16 protein-coding genes are annotated in these 16856 nt (G+C 70.9%); 7 read left to right on the top strand and 9 right to left on the bottom strand.

The features are described from left to right. Positions 1 to 42: 42 nt before the first annotated feature. The 6 genes from AB0M39_RS22110 to AB0M39_RS22085 all read right to left on the bottom strand — a co-directional run bounded on the left by AB0M39_RS22110 (position 43) and on the right by AB0M39_RS22085 (position 6974). Positions 43 to 534, bottom strand: coding sequence for a lamin tail domain-containing protein (locus tag AB0M39_RS22110; protein ID WP_365366885.1), 492 nt, complete (start codon positions 532 to 534; stop codon positions 43 to 45). Between the two features lie 98 nt (positions 535 to 632). Continuing rightward, positions 633 to 1631 (bottom strand): ROK family protein, encoded by a 999-nt coding sequence (locus tag AB0M39_RS22105; protein ID WP_365366883.1) that lies wholly within the window; start codon positions 1629 to 1631, stop codon positions 633 to 635. Next, entirely contained in the window at positions 1628 to 3400 is a 1773-nt protein-coding gene (locus AB0M39_RS22100; protein WP_365366881.1) for an ABC transporter ATP-binding protein, read from the bottom strand. The genes AB0M39_RS22105 and AB0M39_RS22100 overlap by 4 nt, the downstream gene beginning before the upstream one ends. Continuing rightward, on the bottom strand, positions 3397 to 4275 hold the full coding sequence (locus AB0M39_RS22095; protein WP_365366879.1) for an ABC transporter permease: 879 nt from the start codon (positions 4273 to 4275) through the stop codon (positions 3397 to 3399). Before AB0M39_RS22095 ends, AB0M39_RS22100 begins: the two co-directional genes overlap by 4 nt. Beyond that, on the bottom strand, positions 4272 to 5231 hold the full coding sequence (locus AB0M39_RS22090; RefSeq protein WP_365366877.1) for an ABC transporter permease: 960 nt from the start codon (positions 5229 to 5231) through the stop codon (positions 4272 to 4274). The genes AB0M39_RS22095 and AB0M39_RS22090 overlap by 4 nt, the downstream gene beginning before the upstream one ends. Beyond that, entirely contained in the window at positions 5232 to 6974 is a 1743-nt protein-coding gene (locus AB0M39_RS22085) for a peptide ABC transporter substrate-binding protein (protein ID WP_365366916.1), read from the bottom strand. It lies immediately after the preceding gene. A gap of 267 nt (positions 6975 to 7241) precedes the next feature. Here AB0M39_RS22085 and AB0M39_RS22080 point away from each other — a divergent pair, with 267 nt between their 5' ends. The 3 genes from AB0M39_RS22080 (at position 7242) to AB0M39_RS22070 (ending at position 10880) form a co-directional block, all read left to right on the top strand. Next, the gene (locus tag AB0M39_RS22080) at positions 7242 to 8435 is read left to right on the top strand and encodes an ROK family transcriptional regulator (protein ID WP_365366875.1); all 1194 of its coding nucleotides are present in this window, start codon (positions 7242 to 7244) and stop codon (positions 8433 to 8435) included. A gap of 36 nt (positions 8436 to 8471) precedes the next feature. Next, positions 8472 to 9992: a M81 family metallopeptidase gene (locus AB0M39_RS22075; protein ID WP_365366873.1), complete on the top strand. Its 1521-nt coding sequence runs from the start codon at positions 8472 to 8474 to the stop codon at positions 9990 to 9992. 342 nt (positions 9993 to 10334) lie between these two features. Then, positions 10335 to 10880 carry an EF-hand domain-containing protein gene (locus AB0M39_RS22070; RefSeq protein ID WP_365366871.1) on the top strand — a complete coding sequence of 182 codons (546 nt, stop codon included), beginning with the start codon at positions 10335 to 10337 and terminating at the stop codon, positions 10878 to 10880. Positions 10881 to 11046: 166 nt separating this feature from the next. Here the strand turns inward: AB0M39_RS22070 and AB0M39_RS22065 are convergent, their stop codons facing one another. Next, a complete protein-coding gene (locus AB0M39_RS22065; protein WP_365366869.1) occupies positions 11047 to 11535 on the bottom strand; it encodes a MarR family transcriptional regulator in 489 nt (162 codons plus the stop codon). A gap of 107 nt (positions 11536 to 11642) precedes the next feature. On the opposite strand from AB0M39_RS22065, the gene ribA reads away from it, so the two are divergent. Continuing rightward, positions 11643 to 12278, top strand: coding sequence for a GTP cyclohydrolase II (gene ribA, locus AB0M39_RS22060; RefSeq protein WP_365366867.1), 636 nt, complete (start codon positions 11643 to 11645; stop codon positions 12276 to 12278). A gap of 154 nt (positions 12279 to 12432) precedes the next feature. Here the strand turns inward: ribA and AB0M39_RS22055 are convergent, their stop codons facing one another. Further along, the gene (locus tag AB0M39_RS22055; protein ID WP_365366865.1) at positions 12433 to 13674 is read right to left on the bottom strand and encodes an aminotransferase class V-fold PLP-dependent enzyme; all 1242 of its coding nucleotides are present in this window, start codon (positions 13672 to 13674) and stop codon (positions 12433 to 12435) included. Between AB0M39_RS22055 and AB0M39_RS22050 the strand changes: the two genes are divergently transcribed. Further along, positions 13673 to 15088 (top strand): PLP-dependent aminotransferase family protein, encoded by a 1416-nt coding sequence (locus AB0M39_RS22050; protein ID WP_365366863.1) that lies wholly within the window; start codon positions 13673 to 13675, stop codon positions 15086 to 15088. The genes AB0M39_RS22055 and AB0M39_RS22050 overlap by 2 nt on opposite strands. Before the next feature lie 127 nt (positions 15089 to 15215). Here AB0M39_RS22050 and AB0M39_RS22045 read toward each other — a convergent pair whose 3' ends face one another. Further along, positions 15216 to 15710 carry a hypothetical protein gene (locus tag AB0M39_RS22045; RefSeq protein WP_365366861.1) on the bottom strand — a complete coding sequence of 165 codons (495 nt, stop codon included), beginning with the start codon at positions 15708 to 15710 and terminating at the stop codon, positions 15216 to 15218. A 331-nt stretch (positions 15711 to 16041) separates the two neighbouring features. Here AB0M39_RS22045 and AB0M39_RS22040 point away from each other — a divergent pair, with 331 nt between their 5' ends. Further along, positions 16042 to 16263 (top strand): hypothetical protein, encoded by a 222-nt coding sequence (locus AB0M39_RS22040; RefSeq protein WP_365366859.1) that lies wholly within the window; start codon positions 16042 to 16044, stop codon positions 16261 to 16263. 36 nt (positions 16264 to 16299) lie between these two features. Next, positions 16300 to 16854: a hypothetical protein gene (locus tag AB0M39_RS22035; protein WP_365366857.1), complete on the top strand. Its 555-nt coding sequence runs from the start codon at positions 16300 to 16302 to the stop codon at positions 16852 to 16854. The last annotated feature ends 2 nt before the right edge of the window (positions 16855 to 16856 follow it).

Raw genomic sequence — 16856 nt, 5'->3', positions numbered from 1 at the left:
TCGTCGTCGACTGGGCGACGAGGCCGGAGTCAGTGCCGCGTATCAGTGGAACGTCACATAGCCGTTGCCGTCGCGGTCGTTTGCGCTCTTGCTGTACGAGTGGACGTCCGCGCGGCTGCCGGAGGGCTTGTGAAGGTAGATGGTGTCCCGGTCGTTGTTCCACAGGAAGTTGCAGTTGTCGCGGTAGACGACGTTGCCGCTGTCGGAGTCGGCGCCGTTGCCGCCCCGGAGCTTCACATAGTCGCCGGGCTGCAGATAGTGGTTGGCGGTGAAGGTGAACCGGTTGCCGACGGCGTCCTTGACGACATAGCCCTTCAGGTTCACGGTCCCCGAGGACGAGTAGTTCTTGATCGTCAGATACTCCTCGCGGGTGTTGCCGCCTGTGCAGCGGTTGGAGTCCCTGCCCGGTGCGTCGTACTGGACGCCGCGGACCTTGAGCGCGGAGGAGTATTCGGCGGCCTGGGCCGGGCTCGCGGTCAGCGCGGCGAACGTTCCGGCCACGACGGCGGCGGTGACGACGGCATGGGTACGCAAGGTGAGGTCCCCCCTCAATGGTGACGATGAGAGACAGAAGCCTACGGACAACACGAGCCGCTGTTGCGGTTTCAACCTTTTGGCTCCGGACCGCCTCGTCAGGGTGTAGTGGAGCCGGTCGGGCCGACGTCGCGCGTCCCCGCCCAGGCGTCCAGCCCTTCCCGTGCGCGGGCAGCCGCTCCCAGGGCCACCGCGTCCCCGCCCAGGCGGGACTGCAGGGCGCGGACCGGGTGGCCGCTGACGGGAGGCTCGGCGGCCAGGGCCTTGGTCAGCGCGGGTTCGAGCAGAGCCCAGGACCCGCTGACGCCGCCGCCGATCACGAAGGTGGCGACGTCCAGCAGGCCGGCCGTGAGGAGGATCGCGCGGGCGACGGCGGCGCCCGCGGCCCCGTAGACGGCGAGCGCGTCCGGGTCGTTGCGCCGCGCCGCCCTAGCGATCTCGCGGGCGGTGGCTTCCCGCCCGGTGCGCTCGGCGTAGCGGGCGGCGAGGGAGCGGCCTGACGCCAGGGTCTCCAGGTGGCCTCGGCCGCCGCAGGTGCAGGGCAGGTCCCCGAAGCCGGGCACATGGCCGATCTCCCCGGCCGCGCCCCGCGGCCCCTCGTACAGCGCGCCGTCCAGCCAGAGCGCCCCGCCGACGCCCGTGCCCAGCGTCATGCCGAGCACATGCGCCTCGCCCACGACGGCGCCCCGCGCCGTCTCGCCCCGCAGGAACGCGTTGACGTCGTTGTCCAGGAAGGCCGGTATGCCCAGGGCCCGTTCGACCGTCCCGGTCACCGGGAAGCCGGCCCAGTCGCGAAAGGAGTCGCTCGCCACCAGTACCCGCCCCGCCCGTGCGTCCACCACGCCCGCCGCGCCCACCCCGACGCCGAGCAGCCGTGCGGGCGTACGGTCCAGCAGCCGTCGTAGGGCGTCCAACGCGGCGCCGACCATCGCCTCACCGCCCTCGGCCGCCGGGGTCGGCGTCTCCGCGCGGTCGAGGACGTCCAGGTCCGGCGTGCACAGGATCGCCTGCGTGGTCGTGCCGCCGATGTCGATCCCGGCGAGGACTGCTGCCGGGTGTCCGGCGGCTCGTCCCCGAGCGTTCGCCTGGCGCGTCACGCGGTGGCCCCCTGTCCGGCGGCGGTCGCCGATGCCCGGCGCTCGGTGCGGCGGCGGCGCTGGAGCACCGGATCCGGTACGGGCACGGCGGCGATGAGCCGGCGTGTGTACTCCGTCTCCGGGCGCAGGAGCGTGGACATGGTCGGCCCCTGCTCCTCGACCCGCCCGGCTCGCAGCACCACGACCCGTTGGGCGAACCGCTGCACGACGGCCAGGTCGTGCGAGACGAACAGGCACGCGAACCCGAGCTCTTCCTGCAGCTCGCCGATCACCTCCAGCACCGTCCTCTGCACACTCACGTCGAGCGCGCTGGTCGGCTCGTCCGCCACGAGCAGCCGCGGCTCGAGTACCAGCGCCCGGGCCAGACTGACCCGCTGCCGCTGCCCTCCGGACAGCTCCCGCGGCCCCCGTCCCGCCAACCCCGCCGGCAGCCTGACGAGCTCCAGCACCTCGGCGACCCGCGCCCGCCGCTCGGCCGCCGTCGTCCCCCTGCAGTGCACGCGCAGCGGCTCGGCCACGCACTCGGCGACGCTCATCCGCGCGTCCAGCGACGCGACCGGGTCCTGGAGCACGACGCCCACGCCGGCCAGCAGCGCCCGGCGGGCGCGTCCGCGGGCCCGGCGCAGATCCGCGCCGAACAGCGACACCGAGCCGGAGTCCGGCGCCACCAGACCCAGCGCGACCCGTGCCGCCGTCGACTTGCCGGACCCCGACTCGCCTACGAGGCCGACGGTCTCGCCGGGTCGGACGGTCAGGGACACCTCCTGGAGGGCCTTGACGCCACGGCGTCCCCGGCCGAAGCTCACCGAGACGTCGCGAAGCCGGACCACCGGCTCGGCGTCGGCCGCCCGCCCTGGATCATCCGGAGGTCGCTCCTGGCGCGCCTGCGGCGCCCCGTCTGCCCCCACCGCCTCCACCGCCCCGTCGGCCTCTCGTTCGGTGACCGCCAGCCGAGGCACCGCCGCCAGCAGCAGCCGCGTGTACTCGTGCGTCGGCCGCAGCAGTACCTCCTCCACGGGACCGGTCTCCACGATCTCGCCCCGCAGCATGACGGCGACCCGGTCGGCGAAGTCGGCGACGACGCCCATGTTGTGGGTGACTAGCAGCACGCCGGTGTCGGAGTCGGCGGCAAGCCCCCGCAGCAGGTCGAGGACGTCGGCCTGCACGGTGACGTCGAGCGCGGTGGTCGGCTCGTCGGCGACCAGCAGACGGGGCGAGTTGGCGATCGCCATGGCGATGACTACCCGCTGCCGCTGCCCGCCCGACAATTGGAACGGGAACGCGGACGCCCGCCGCTCCGGGTCCGCGATGCCGACGCGGCGCAGGAGTCCGACCGCCTCCGCGGCGGCCTGCCGGGCGGAGACGCTCCGGTGGTTCCGTATGACCTCGGCGATCTGTCTGCCGACCCGGGTCAGCGGATCGAGGGCGGTGGCGGGCTCCTGGAAGACCATGGAGGCAGTACGGCCGCGCAGCCGCGCGAGCTCCGCCTCGGTGGCGCCGACGACCTGCGTCCCGTCGACCGACACCCGCCCCGTCACCCGGGCGCCGGCGGACAGCAGCCCCATCGCGGCCAGCGCCACCGTCGACTTGCCGGACCCCGACTCGCCGACCAGCGCGAGGGTCTCGCCGGGCCGGACGTGCAGGGACACGTCACGCACGGCGGGCACGTCGCCCGTGTCGGTCGCGAAGGTCACCTTGAGACGCTCGACGTCCAGGATGGCCGCGCCCGGGACGGTCGTGTCAGAGTCAGTCGTGTACGCGGTGCTCATCCGCGCCCCCTCACGTCGAAGGCGTCGCGCAGCCCGTCGCCGATCGCGTTGAACGCGCACACGACGAGGATGATCGCGAGGCCCGGCGGAACGATCAGCCACCAGCGTCCGGAGTACGCGGCCGTCAGACCGGCGGACAGCATGCCGCCCCAGTCGGTCGACGGCGGCTGGACGCCCAGACCGAGATACGACACGTAGGCGACGAGCAGGATCGCGTCGGCGACCTGGAAGGTCGCCGCGACCACGATCGTCGACACCGAGTTCGGCAGGATGTGCCGGACGATCGCGCGGCCGTGGGTGCCGCCGATCGCGCGGAGGGTGAGGATGTAGTCCCTGTTCTTGAGCGTGAGCGTCTCCGCCCGCACCAGCCGGGACGGCACCAGCCACGACACCAGGCCCAGGATGACGATCAGCCCGAGCGCGCCGGGGGTGGCGATGGCGGAGAAGACCAGCAGGATGAACAGGGCGGGGATCGCGATGCCCGCGTCGACCACTCGCATCATCGCCGCGTCCACCCAGCCGCCCGCGTAGCCCGCCACCGCGCCCCACAGCGTGCCGACGACGGTCGCCAGCAGCCCGGACGCGAGGCCCACGAGCAGCGAGACCTTCCCGCCGTACATGAGCCGTCCGAGCTCGTCGTGTCCGACGGCGTCGGTGCCCAGCCAATGCGCCCCGCTGGGCGGGAGGTTGACCTGGGTCAGGTCCGTATGGGTCTGGTCCGTCGGGTACAGGAGCGGGCCGACGAAGCAGAACAGCAGGAAGAGGACGGCCACGACGAGCCCGGCGACGGCCGGCCGGTTGCGGGCGAACCGGCGCACCGAGAGGCGGTGACCCGAGACCGGCTCCAGCGAGGGAGCCTGTGCCACCGCGCTCATGTCCGCTCCGCCTTCGCTCGAGGATCGACGATCCGCTGCACGACGTCCGCCAGCAGGGTGCCCACGACGGTCGCAACGGAGATGACGAGGACGCAGCCGAGCAGCACCGGATAGTCGGACGACTGCGCGGCGCTCCAGAACAGCAGCCCCATTCCCGGGTAGTTGAAGAGCTGCTCGACGACGAGGGCGCCGCCGAAGATCACGGGCACGTAGTAGCCGAGCATGGCGACGACCGGGGTGAGGGAGTTGCGGAACACGTGCCGCCACAGGATCGCGCGCGGGCGGGAGCCGCCGGCGCGGGCGGTTCGGACGTAGTCCTCGGCGAGGTTCTCCAGGGTCGCGGCCCGCATGAACCGGCTGAACACGGCGACCGTGGAAGCCGCTCCGGTGGCGACCGGCAGTACGAGCGCGCCCGGTTCGGCGAACACCTGCGCCAGCGTCTCCCCCTGGGGCGCCTGCGACGGGAACCAGCGCAGAGTCTGCGTGAAGAGCAGCACCAGGACGAGTCCCAGGAAGTACACGGGCGTCGAGTAGGCGACGACGCTCAGCGTGGTGACCACGTAGTCCACCGGCTTGTTGCGCCGTACCGCCTGCCACATGCCGAGCGGGACGGCCACCAGCAGCCCGACGAGAGCGGACAGGACGGTCAGCAGCAGCGTTTTCGGCAGGCGCTGCTCGATGAGCCGGGACACCGTCTCGTTGAGGGTGTACGAGGTGCCGAGGTCGCCGTGCAGCAGCGTGCTCAGGTAGTAGACGTACTGGACGGGCAGCGGCCGGTCCAGGCCCTGGTCGTGGTTGAACGCCTCGATCTGCCCGGCCGTGGCCTGCGGTCCGAGGATCCCGCGTGCGGGCCCCCCGGGCAGCGCGTGCAGCAGGCAGAACACCACGACTGTGACGATCAGGATCACGGCCAGGGCCTGGAGGACCCGTCGGACGAGGTAGCGAACGGTGTCCACTCAGCTGGTCCACTTCCACTGCGCGGGGTGGAAGTTGGCGAGCGAGTCCTGCGAGAGAACGCTCAGGCCGTTCTTGATCACCGAGATCTGGTAGACGGGCTCCGGCAGCCAGATCACGGGCAGGTCCTTGGCGAGGGCCGCGCTGTAGTCCTGGACGGCCTGCTCCGACTTCGCCGTCGTGGAGGCGGAGATGAGCTCGTCGACCTCGGGGTTGGAGTAGCTTCCGAAGTTCGAGCCGCCCTTGGTCTGGAAGAGCGAGTCGCCGGTCGGGAAGGCGGAGAAGTACCAGCTGCCGGCCGTGCCGAAGAAGGACAGCTGCCACGCGCAGATCGGCTGCCGCTCGGTGCACGGCGGGGTCTGCGACAGCACGGAGTTGACCGGCGCGGTCTTGATGGAGAACTTGATCCCGGTCTTCGCCAGCGAGGACTGGATCGCGCTCATCATGTTGTCGGTGACAGTCGAGCCGGACTGCGACAGCACCTGCATCTCGAACTTCGTGCCCTCGGCGACGCCTTCACCGCACTGGGAGGCGTCCGCGCCGGGACTCGTGCAGGTCATCACGCCGTCCTCCTCCGTCCAGCCGTGGCCGGTGAGCAGCTCGCGCGCCGCCGAGGTCGAGAAGGGGTACGGGTTGTCGCTCTGCGTCGGCGAGAGGAAGGACGACGGCTGCGCCTGCGGAACCGGGCCGTAGCCGGGCGCCGCTGTTCCGTTGAAGACGACCTTCGCCAGGCTCGTCTGGTCGATGGAGCGCTGGATGGCCTGGCGGGCGTAGAGCTGTTTGAACACGGGGCCCATCGCCGGATTGTTGAAGTTGTACGGCATGTAGGTGATCGCCCAGCCGGACCACGGTTTCACGGTGTAGCCCTGTGCGGTGAACCGGTCCTTCTGGTCGAGGTCGGTCGCCTCGATGTAGCCGTAGTCGACGGCGCCGGAGCGCAGGGCGTTCTTCTGGGCGTCGGCCGTGGTGAAGGGGAGGAGGTTCACCGTGGGGATGGCGGGCTTCTCACCGCCGTCGTACTTCTTGTTGGCGGTGAGGACCACCTTGCCGGCTGTCGAGAAGGACTTGACGGCGTACGGGCCGCTGATGGTCTTCCACAGGTCGTCCTTCTGGTAGCCCGCGATGTTCTTCGCCGCGTTGTTGAGGTACGTCCACACCTTCTTGGCGTCCGCGTCCGTGCGGTCGGCGTCGGAGACCGGCGACGAGGCGGCGGTCTTGTCCCAGGCGTGCTGCGGCAGCGGGGTGATGCTGCTGAGCTGGTTGGCGAGCATCCACTGGGAGTTGTAGGCCTTGTCGAAGGCGATCGTGAAGTGGCGGTCGTCGTCGGTCTTGAAGGACGTCCAGTTGTCGGGCGCCTTGCCGGGGTTGTAGCCGGCCCACTGCGCCTTGTTCGCCTTGACGAGGTTGAACCAGAACTCGACGTCGCGCGATGTGATCGGCTTTCCGTCGCTCCAGTGGCGGTCGCCCAGCGTGATCTTCACGCTCTTTCCGTCGGGGGCGAAGTCGGCGGCGGTGGCCACCGAGCCGGCCTTGTTCCAGGCGATGCTGCCGGTCGAGCCGTCGTAGGCGACGAGCGGCTCCCACAGCGTGTTCGCGATGGAGATGTTGTTGGTGTTCAGGTGGGCGGCCGTGCCGATCGGCAGGATCCAGTTAGGCGTGAAGTTCGCGGGCAGCGCGTAGTCGATCGAGTCGTGGGACGAGGACGATGTGCCGCTCGTCCCGGTGCAGCCCGCGAGCAGCAGCATTCCTGCGGCCAGGACGGCGCCGGCGCGGAGTCGGATACGCGAGGGGAACGCGGCTCTCCTCGGCGGCATGGCTCTCCTTGGGGACATGGCTCTCCTTGGAAAACGGGGAACTGAGGCGTGGCGAGGTCAGTCAACGACCCAACTGACTGGAGAAACAGGGATGTTGCTGTAAAAAGCCTGTTACTGCTGTTCTGGAAAAAGGGTTGTGCCGCCCCCAGGGACTTACGCTCGACGCCCCAGCCGCCGACGCCGGAAGTAACTTCCTCCATGACTGAAAAAAGTCCACCGCGACGGAAGCACAACGCGGGCCTCTCCTCGCTGACCGGGCGGGTCCTCGAGCTCCTCGCCTCCGGGCAGGTGGCGACGCGTACGGAGATCGCCGAGCTGCTCGGCGCGGCGCCGTCGACGGTGTCGTTCGCGGTGAGCCAGCTGATGTCTCTCGGCCTGGTCGCCGAGGAGGGCACGGTGTCCTCCGCGGGCGGCCGGCCGCGCAAGGTGCTGCGGCTCGGCGGCAGCGACGGGTTCGCGGTGGCGGCCGAACTCGGCGGCCGGCACGCCCACGTGGGCGTCGTCCTGCCCGGCGGCGGTCTCGCCGACGTCTCCACGGTGCCGTTCGCGACCGCCGACGGTCCGGAGGCCGCCCTGCCCGGACTGGCCGGGACGCTGGAGGCACTCGCCGAGCAGCACGGCCGGGACCTGCTCCAGGGCGTCGGCCTCTCGCTGCCCGGCCCGGTCGACGTCGTCTCCGGCGTCGTCACCCTGCCGTCCCGCATGCCCGGCTGGAACCGATTCCCCGTGCGGTCCTGGCTGGAGGACCGCTTCGGCGTCCCGGCCGCGATCGAGAACGACGCCAACTGCATGGCCGTCGGCGAGCACACCGTCCAGCCGCCCGAGCGCCGGCAGTCGATCATGGTCAAGACCGGCACGGCGATCGGCGCGGGCGTCATCGCCGACGGCCGGCTCTACCGGGGCGGTACAGGCGCCGCGGGCGAGATCACCCATGTGCGGGTCGAGGCGGCCCACGACACCCCCTGCTCCTGCGGCAACACCGGCTGCCTGGAGACCGTCGCGTCGGGCGCCGCGCTGGTGCGGATCCTGCGCGAGCGGGGGCTGGTGGTGACGAGCACCGAGGACGTCGTACGCCTCGCCTCCGACGCCGACCCCGAGGCGACCCGCGCGGTCCGGCAGGCCGGTCGCTACCTCGGCATGGTGCTGGCCGCCAACGTCAACTTCTTCAACCCCGACGCCGTGTACCTCGGCGGCATCCTCTCGACCCTGGAGCCGTTCGTCGCCGCTGTGCGCAGCCAGCTGTACGAGGGCTGCCATCCCCTGGTGACCGAGCATCTGGTCATCGAGCGGGCCAGCCTCGGCGCCGACGCGGGGCTGGTCGGCGCGGGCCAGTTCGCCCTGCAACGTGCATTGGCGCACACGCTGCGGACGGTCGCCGGCAACCACTCCTGAATCCCGCCGCCACCGGTCCCGACACCTGGAGGAGCCATGTCACACCCCCGTCCCGTCATCGCGATCGCCGGCCTCGGCATCGAGTCGTCGGCCTTCTCCCCGGCCCGTACCGAGGCCCCCGCCTTCCACCCGCGGCGGGGCGCCGATGTGCTCGGCCGCTACCCGTTCCTCTCCCCCGGCGCCCCGCTGCGGACGGCCGCCGACTGGCGCGGCGCGCTGGTCGGCAAGGCGCTGCCGGGCGGTACGGTGACGGCGGCCGCGTTCGCGGACCTCTCGGCCGAGCTGATCGACCGGCTGCGGAAGCTGGGGCCCCTCGACGGGGTCTGGTACGACATCCACGGAGCGATGACGGTCGAGGGCCTGGACGACGCCGAGGCGGTCCTTCTCGCGCGTATCCGCGCGACCGTCGGCCCGGACGCCCTCGTCTCGACGTCGATGGACCTGCACGGCAACGTATCGCGCGAACTGGTCCATCGGAGCGACCTGATCACCTGCTACCGCATGGCCCCGCACGAGGACGCCATGGAGACCAAGGAGCGCGCGGCCCGCAACCTCGTCGACCTGCTGGCGAGCGGAGCGCCCCGCCCGGTGAAGGCGTGGATCCCCGTGCCGGTGCTGCTGGCCGGGGAGCAGACCTCGACCCGGATCGAGCCCGCGAAGAGCGTGTACGCGGGGGTCGAGCAGGTGGCGGCGCTGCGCGGCGTCGTCGACGCGGCGATCTGGGTCGGGTACGCGTGGGCGGACGAGCCGCGCAACCGGGCAGCGGTGGTCGTCACCGGGCAGGATCCCGAGGCGGTCGCGACGGGCGCCGAGCGGCTGGCCCGCGCGTTCTGGGACGCGCGGCGCGACTTCGCCTTCGTCGCCCCGACCGGTCCGCTCGACGAATGCCTCGACGAGGCGCTGGCGTCCGAGGCCCGCCCGTACTTCATCAGCGACACCGGCGACAACCCGACCGCGGGCGGCGCAGGTGACGTCACCTGGGGCCTCGACCAGGTGCTGTCCCGCGCGGAGTTCAAGGATCCGTCCGGACCGGTCGTCGTCTACGCCTCGCTGCCGGGCCCGTCCGCCGTCGACGAGGCGGTGCGGGCGGGCGTCGGGGCCACCGTCACCGTCACCGCGGGCGCCGAGGTGGACGACCGGCACTGCGGACCGCTCACCCTGACGGGCGTGGTGCACGCGGTCCGGCACGGCGACCCGGACGCGGAGACGGAGGTCGTCCTGCGGGTGGGGAGCGTGTACGTGATCCTGACCCGGCTGCGGAAGCCCTACCACCACGAACACGATTTCGCGCGGCTGGAGCTGGCTCCGCGCGAGGCGGACGTCGTCATCGTCAAGATCGGCTATCTGGAGCCGGAGCTCTACGCCATGGCCGCCGACTGGAGGATGGCCCTCACCCCGGGAGGAGTCGACCAGGACCTGACGAGGCTCGGCCACCACCGCATCCGGCGGCCCATGTTCCCCTTCGACCCCGACATGCCCGCCCCGGACCTCCGCGCCCGGCTGATCGCGCCCTCGAACGTACCGCTCGCCGCAGGGATGCTTGAGGGACCCACGTGATCTACTGTGCTGCCCCGGGTTGTCAACTGGCAGGCGAGACAGGGGAGATCGAGTGCAGTGGGCGACCGCTGGCTGATCAGCGACTACAGCATCGACCGAAGCCGGTCCTGCTAGCGTCGGCGGTTCGAGCGCTCCATGACCCACGTCCAGGATCAAACCGAGGTTCGAGCCGGGGCCAGCCGACCTCACCTGCCCGGACGACGGCCCGGCGCGCACGGTGAACCATCGGCGGCGTGCGAGCGTCTGACACGTCGAGTACGCCGCGGACGTCGATCCGTGCAACGACTCGAGGACGAACGACCCCGGCGTCCGCAACCACCGCTAGCGAAGGACACGGAACGCATGGCAACGCTCGATCCGATCACCCGCAGACTCCGAGGGCTCTTCTCGGTCCTGGACGCCGACGAAGACGGCTTCGTCACCTGGGACGACCTCCAGCGGATCGTGGACAAGTACACGACCGGCTATGCGTTGCCGACGAGCCACTCCAAGATCAAGGCTCTGGAGAAGGCGTACTGGTCGCAGTGGCTGGGCCTTCTGATGCACGCGCCCCCCGGGCACGACCGGCTGTCCCGGGACGAGTTCGTCGCGGCGCACCGCGCAGCGGACTACGACACGCACGCGTCCCATCTGCTCGAGGATCTCGCGCAGGCTATCTTCAGCATCCTCGACGTCGACGGCGACAAGCGAATCAGCAAGGACGAGTTCGCCAGGTACCTGGACTTCTGCGGTATCTCCGGCTCTGAGGCCGCGGCCGTCTTCAAGCGTCTGGACCTGGACGGAGACGCCTTCATCTCCCAGCGAGAGGTATCCAGGTCGCTCAGGGCGTTCCACCTCTACAACGACGACCTCAACACACCGGGCGGCATCTTCCTCGGCGTCCGATGACGCCGACTGCGGGGGCCTCGGGCGGCTCCGTGTTCCGACGGCGGCTCCCGTTGCGCTGACCGTCCTGTTGCGCGCCAGGGGCCGGGTCGTTCGAGGGCGTCGAGCATCGTGAGGCAGTACGCCCCCCAGAGCCCCCTGACGTTCAGTCTGTCGACGTCGAACGAGGTCAGGCGCTTGGCTCCCCGCCGCCATCCTCCTCGGGGCAGCGGAGCCCCTGCACCACCTCGGCCAGCCCATCGGCGAGCACGGCGAGCTGGCGCCGGTCGAGGACGTCGATGAGCCGAGCCCGCACGAGGGCGACATGACCGGGCGCAGCCTGCGCGAGCCGCTCCCGCCCGGCGTCGGTGAGCGAGGCCAGCACCCCGCGCACATCGCTCGGGCAGGAGCGACGGCACACCAGGCCGGCCTTCTCCATCTGGGTGACCAGATAGGTGAGGCCGCTCTTGGAGGTGAACAGGGCGTCGGCGAGCTCGGTCATGCGCAGCTCGCCGTCGGGCGCGTCGGAGAGCCTGGCGAGGATCTCGTACTGCGCATGCGAGAGGCCCGCGTCGCTCTTGAGCTGCTGCTCGATCCGCCTGTTCAGCAAGGCTCCGGCCGCCAGAAAGCCCTGCCAGGCCCGCATCTCGACGTCGTCCAGCCACTTGGTGTCACCCATGGACCCATCGTACGCCCAGTTGTTCAAATTTGAATCACACGCTAGGGTCCCCTCATCGGTCGTTCGAGTTTGAACTATCTGTTCACCGGCAACGAGTGGAGCCATCCATGCCTGAGATCCCCGCCGCCACGGTGCGCACCCGCGTCCGGGTGCCGCTGCGCTTCGACGAGTACGCGGTGGACGCCGAGCTCATCACCTTCCACGGCCTCGTGGACCGGGCCGAGCACATCGCCGTAGCGCTCGGCACACCGGAGCCCGGTCGCACCCCGCTCGTCCGCCTCCACTCCGAGTGCCTCACCGGCGACGTGTTCGGATCCGCACGCTGCGACTGCGGCCCACAACTGCGCGAATCCGTCGAGCGCATCGCCGACGCCGGCGGGTATCTGCTCTACCTGCGCCAGGAGGGCCGCGGCATCGGCCTGTACAACAAGCTCGACGCCTACGCCCTTCAGGACCAGGGCATGGACACCTACGCCGCCAACACCGCGCTCGGCCTGCCGCAGGACGCCCGCGACTACGCGGCGGCGGCGCAGATGCTCACCGCACTCGGCGTTCGGGAACTGGACCTGCTCTCCAACAACCCCGACAAAACGCTGCAACTGCGCGAGCAGAGCATCGACGTCCGTCGCCGCGTCCCCACCGGCGTCTTCGCCACCGACCACAACCTCCGCTACCTGCGGGCCAAGGTCGAGCAGACCCACCACAGCATCGAACTGGGCCGACCGGCGCAGCTGACCGCGTGAGCGCGGGCGGCCGGGCGCCGCGATCCGCCGGCCCGCCCGACGCCCGACGCCCGACCGCCTGCCGAACCAAGCGGGCGTGTTCGCCGCTATCCGCGGCCACGTTCCGTGTCGCAGGGCCCGGCGCACGCTTGGGACAGCGTCCGGAGGACGGCCGTCACCGCCGTTTCTGTCGGACGATGTCGGCGACCGCGTCGGCGACGTGGTCCACTTCCTCTTCGGTGTTGTAGTAGTGCGGCGACAGGCGTAGGCACCAGTCGACGCCCTTGTCTCCGAAGTCGAACTGGGCGAACTCGCGGAGGCTGAGCGCCGAGTTGATGTTGCGGGCGTCCATGGCCTCCTTGAACGGCTGCGGCTGCCAGCCGTCGTCGACGGCGAAGGTGACGAGCGCGGCGAGCTGCGGGCCGCGGTCGAGCAGGCGCACTCCGGGGACGGTTTCGAGCCGGCTCCGCAGCCTCGCCGCGAGCGCCGGTGTGCGGTGCGCTATGGCCTCCATGCCGACGTTGCGGGCGTAGCGGGTCGCGGCGGCGCAGCCGAGCACGGTGGCGTACGGGAACTCCCACTCCTCGAACCGGGCCGCGGTCGCGACGGGCCGGTAGCTGCCGGGCGCGGTCCAGCGGGCGCCGTGCATGTCGATGAACAGGGGCTCGTAGCCGGCGCGCAGGACGCGGTCGGAGACGTAGAGGAATCCGGAGCCTCGCGGGCCGCGGAGGAACTTCCGGCAGGTGGCGGTGAGCAGGTCGCAGCCGATCTCCTCGACGTCGAGGGGGTACTGGCCCACGGACTGGCAGGCGTCGACCAGGTAGAGCAGGTCCAGCTCGCGGCAGTGCCGGCCGATCTCGGCGACCGGGGTGACCAGACCGGAGTTGGTGGGGACGTGGGTGGCGGACACCAGGCGGGGGCGGTGGGTCCGCATCAGCTCGGCCATCGCCGGCACGTCCACCCCGCCCTCAGGGGTGTTGGGCGCGTGGACGATCCGTACGCCGAACCGCTTGCGCAGTGACAGGAAGGCGATCTGGTTGGAGACGAAGTCGTCGCGGGTGGTGAGGATCGTGTCGCCGGGCTCGAACGGGATCGAGGACAGGGCGTTGGCGTACGCATGCGTGGCGCTGCCTGCGAAGGCGATGTTGTCGGGCGTGGTGTTGATCAGCGCGGCGAGCTCCGTGTAGAACTCGCGGACTCCGTCGGCCTGGGCGGCCGATGCCTCGTAACCGCCGATCCGTGCCTCCAGGTTGAGGTGACCGACCATCGCGGTCAGCACCGGGGCGGCCAGCAGCCCGCAGCCCGCGTTGTTGAAGTGGATGACCTGCCGGCACCCGGGGGTGTCGGCTCGCAGGGCGGCGACGTCCAGCTGAAGTGCTTCCCCGGTCGCTATAGAAGCGCTATTCTCATCTCTCATGTCAGACAGTAGCACTTCTGCCGGATTGGCGGCCAGGCTCCGTGAGCTGATCGCTCAGCTCTCGCCGGGCGACCGGCTGCCGAGCAGCCGGGAGCTGATCCAGCGGTACCGGGTCGGCCCGGCGACCGTGGCGCGGGCCATTGCCGTGCTGGCGGCGGAGGGCGCCGTGGTCACCCGCCCGGGCAGCGGCACATATGTGGCGGTGCGGGCCCGAACCGAGCCCGAAGTCGTGGACACCGCCTGGCAGACGGTCGCGCTCACCGACCGCGCCGTCGACACACGTCTGATCGCCGAACCGCTCCCACCCGCTCCGGCCGGCACGATCACGATGGACGGCGGCTACATCCATCGCTCGCTCCAGCCGACCCGGGCACTGAGTGCGGCGCTCGCGCGGGCGGCGCGCCGCCCGGACGCCTGGGACCGCGCCACGGCGAGCGGACTCCCCGCACTGCGCGCCGTGTTCGCCGAGATCACCGGTGGCGGCGTGACCCCCGATGACGTCCTTGTCACCTCGGGCGGGCAGAGCGCCCTGTCCATCGCGTTCCGGGCGATCGCCGGGCCGGGCAGCCCGGTCCTGGTGGAGTCGCCCAGCTATCCGGGCGCGCTGGCCGCGGCCAGCGCGGCGGGACTGCGCCTGGTGCCCGTGCCGCTCGACGCCGACGGCGTACGGCCCGACCTGCTGGCCGACGCCTTCGCGATGACCGGGGCACGGCTGCTGTACTGCCAGCCGACGTTCCACAATCCGACCGGAACGGTCCTGTCCAGCGAACGCCGGCGGCAAGTCCTGAGCGTGGCCCGGGCCTCGGGCGCCTTCGTGATCGAGGACGACTTCGCCCGGTACCTGGGCCACGGCGGTCCCGTGCCCCGGCCACTGGTGGCGGACGACGGCGACGGCACGGTCGTCCATGTGACCTCTCTGACCAAGCCCGCGGCGCCGAGCCTGCGGATCGGGGCGCTGGTCGCCCGCGGCCCGGTGATGGAGCGTATGCGGGCGGTCCGCATGGTCGACGACTTCTTCGTCACCCGCCCGCTCCAGGAAGCGGCGCTGGAACTGCTCAGCTCCCCGTCGTGGGACCGGCACGTCCGGACGCTCGGCGCCGACCTGCGCGAGCGGTGCGCACGGCTGACCGCCGCGCTCTCCCGCGAGATGCCGACGGCGACCGTCACCAGCGTTCCGGTCGGCGGGCTGCACCTATGGCTAAGGCTGCCGCCCGGCGTGGACGACACGGCGCTCACGGCCGCCGCCCGGCAGCGGGGCGTGGCGGCGAGCGCGGGCAGCCGCTACTTCGCCGCCGAGCCGCCGGCAGCCCACCTCCGCCTCGGCTTCGCCGCCACCGCCGACCACACGGAACTGGACGAGGGAGCGCGCCGACTGGGGGCCGTGCTGCGAGATCTCGTCCCAAAGGCACGGTGAGGCAGTGGCTTTGGCGCGACGGCGGTTGGTGCGACGGCGTTGGGTGCGACGGCGGATTCGCGGGGCGCCGCAGCACGCCGACTGATCAGGCTCCGGCAGGCGCTCGGCTTGAGGCGTGTATGGAATGTCATCGACTGGGCGGTGGCACGGGGAGCGCCTCGGGGTCGAGGTCCAGGCGCATCATGCGGCGCATGGCGTTGAAGGCGTCGAACCATGCTTGGTTGTCGCTCTTGAGGTCATCCCAACTGGCATACGTGTGGCCAGCGCTCAGCTTGTTCGTCAGGTCGCGTATGCCACGCATGGTCTGGTCGGACAGGACCACGATGTTCGGTGGAGCGGTGATGGCCATCTGGTAGCGCAGTTCGTACACACCACCGTTTCGATAGGCGAGGCTCGCCATGCGTGCGCGCTCCGGCCAGGGCTCGTCGCTGTCGATGACCGCCGCGCGGATCTCGTTCCACGCCTGCGCTACCGCCGCGAGGTAGGCGGCGTACAGCTCTCGCTTGATCGCGGATCGGCTCGCCGCCTGTTCTCGGCGCCATCGCGACCGGTCGGCCAGCGAAGTGGCGCCGACGCCGATGACCGCGCCCGTGACGGTACCGATGATCGTTCCCCAGTCCATACTCGGAGGGTAGGAGCTGCCGTGGTGGAGCAACAGCCCCAGTTCACTTGCTCAAGTGGCCTGGCAGTAGCCCGACTTGGTCTCCTCTCTGGCGCAGAGAGCACGTGGCCGGCCAGCGGATCGGTGCGAGCGTACCGGCGTCCGCCGCGCACTCGGCTGGACAACGCCCGGGCAGGAACTAGGCACGCTGGCGAATCGGGCACTGAGATCTATGCGAAGGCCGGCTCCGGCGACGAGGCGCCGACTCCTCCGCCTTCACACCCGTCCCGAACCCCGAGCACCTGCTGATCTTGACCTCGACGTCATGATCAGCAGGTCATACGATCAGCCCATGACGGAGACTCCCCAGCACTGGACCGTGCGCCATTTCTCGCAGGCCAACCCTGCCGGGCCGGGCTGCGACAGCGTTCCGGCGCTCCTGCGGCGACTGGCCGATGCCATCGAGGCGTTGGGCCCTGTCGAGATCCAGGACGTGGTGATCGAGTCGGAGACGACCGAGCACGGCCCTTGGCGGTCGGGGACCGTCTACTTCCACCTGCGGGAGGACGGATAGCGGAGGGATGGCGAGGGCCTGGCCGAGGATCAACCTGTGACCCCGTACTCCCTGGCGTTCTACCTGGACGTCGTCACCACCGGCACCGTGCTCGGCCTGCGCCCCACGGACTCTCCCGACCGCGTCACCGAGGTCCTCGGGCCGGACTTCGCCGAGAACAGCTTCGACGACAGCAGCATGTGGCGTGACTACGGCCTGGCCGAGTTCTTCTGGGACCGCGCTTCCGCCGGCCTACCCTGGTCGGGGCGCCACTTCACCTTGCAGGTGCACAGGCTCGCGCGCCGGGACCGCACCCTCGTCAACGACGCGCTGCGCGCCCGGTACGGGCGGTTCGCCCCCAGGCTTCGGTTCGAGAAGGTGCGGCGCCTACTGGAGCGACGCGGCGTCCCTTTGCTGGAGATCCCGGAGGCGTCCGCGAACGCGCCGTACTACCGGTCGTTCTGGCAGCCCGAATCGAAGGTGGCCGTCTCCGTCATAGGCGCCTGTGGCGAGTACAGCACACCGGACAGGCTGCGCCTCGGCGATGTGTACAGCATCCATGCCCCGATGGCGGCCGCCGAAGTGGAGTGGCGGAGGGCGCGCGTCGGGTAGCC

It is taken from the genome of Streptomyces sp. NPDC051907 (genome assembly GCF_040681075.1).
Taxonomy (GTDB): domain Bacteria; phylum Actinomycetota; class Actinomycetes; order Streptomycetales; family Streptomycetaceae; genus Streptomyces.
This window is presented reverse-complemented; position numbering and strand designations above follow the sequence as displayed.